2 protein-coding genes and 1 pseudogene are annotated in these 1,547 nt (G+C 67.1%); all 3 read right to left on the reverse strand.

Going from position 1 to position 1,547, the window contains the following annotated elements; all coding sequences use genetic code 11:
• Nucleotides 1-452 (reverse strand): MaoC family dehydratase (locus AC16JP_RS00370; RefSeq protein ID WP_484338614.1); only part of this gene is annotated, 452 nt, incomplete at its 3' end.
• Nucleotides 449-1,201, reverse strand: a complete 753-nt coding sequence (locus AC16JP_RS00375) for an acyl-CoA dehydrogenase family protein (RefSeq protein ID WP_484338615.1) — start codon at nucleotides 1,199-1,201, stop codon at nucleotides 449-451. The genes AC16JP_RS00375 and AC16JP_RS00370, both read right to left, overlap by 4 nt.
• A pseudogene (locus tag AC16JP_RS00380) lies at nucleotides 1,201-1,547 on the reverse strand (acyl-CoA dehydrogenase family protein); the annotation flags it as partial. The pseudogene AC16JP_RS00380 and the gene AC16JP_RS00375, both read right to left, overlap by 1 nt.

Consider the following 1,547-nt stretch of genomic DNA (forward strand, 5'->3'; position numbering starts at 1 on the left):
ACCATCCGCTTCACCACATATTCCATCACCGCCTCGTCGTTCTGGTTGAACACCAACACCCGCGAAGTCACAATGGCACGATTGTTCTTCGATGTCGGGCGGATTTCGGTGATCTCCAGCGTCGCGCGGATACTGTCTCCTACGCGCACCGGGCCAAGCGCCTTCATCTGCATTTCCAGCAGCGCCAGCCCCACTCCCTGGATGACCGACTGGAACAGCAGCCCTTCGATCAGGCACTGGGTCAGCGCAGCCGGCACCAGCCGTCCGGGGATCGCCTTGCCCGGATAGTCGGCGTCGATGAAGATCGCCTCCAGCATCCCGGTCGCGCCGATGAAGTTCACCAGATCGGCCTCGGTGATGGTGCGGCGCAGGGTCCGCCCCGCCATGCCGATGCGGATGTCCTCCCAGCATGCGCCAAGCCCCATCACGGGCAGTTCGTCGATGTTGGTCATTGCTGCTCTCCGGTCTGCAGATGCTGCTGGATATAGGGCAGGCTGCCGCCGCCCGCGCGCAACCGGCGCCGCCCCAGTTCCGCCGCCCAGAACGCACTGGTGCCTGCTTCCCGCTGCCAGCGCCAAAGCGCGCGCGTAAACAGTTGCAGGTCATATTCCTGCGTCGCGCCGATCGCGCCGTGCAACTGGTGCGCGATTGCCGCAGCCAGCGTCGCGGCCTCGTTGCAGCGCAGCTTGGCGGCGGCGCTGCGCTCGGCCGTGAACTCCGGCCCGGCAAGGCCGATATGCGCCGCCAGCCGCGATGCAGCCGCTTCTTCGGCAAGTTGCGCCAGTTGCTGCTGCACCGCCTGAAACGCGCCGATCGGCCGGCCGAACTGTTTGCGTGTCGTCACGAATATGGTGGTGCGCTCCAGCAACTGCCCGATCGCCCCCGCCATGCGCGCCGCCACCAGTGCTGCACGCACCTCCACCGGAAGGCCGTCAACCGCCAGCCCCAGCCGCCGCGCCACGGCAATTTCCGGAAAACCCACCGGGCAGAGATACGCCCCGCAGGCGATGACGAGGGGCGCAAACCCCGCAAGGCCAAGCCCGGCCCCACCCTGCTCCTCGGCCAGCAGGATGTCGGTGAACCCCGACGCCTCGATCTCGGCGGCAAGGCCATCGGCGTCATCGGGCCGTCGTTCCGCTGCCCGCACCAGATCGATCGGGCAATGGGTCGCCAGCAGCCGGGTGAAACTGTCGACAAACATCAGCGCACCCCCAGCCCGCGCGCGATCATGCCGCGCAGGATTTCACGCGTGCCGCCGCGCAGCGAAAACACCGGCGAAAGCTGTTGCAGCCACGACAGCGTCTCCAGCAGTTCCGGCGAAGGGTTCGCCATCAGCCGGTCCGAGATCAACGCAGGCACCGACTGTTCATAACTGGTGCCCAGATCCTTATAAACGGCTGCCTCCACCAGCGGGCTTTCTCCTGCCGCCAGCCGCGCCGTCAGCGCGATCGACATCGCCCGAAGCGTCGCCAGCCGCGCCGTCAGCCGCCCCAGCAGCTCGACATCCGCCGGGTCAGGCTCCGGCCCAAGTTCGCGCGCCCACAAGT

The sequence above is a fragment of the Sandaracinobacteroides sp. genome (assembly GCF_057137845.1).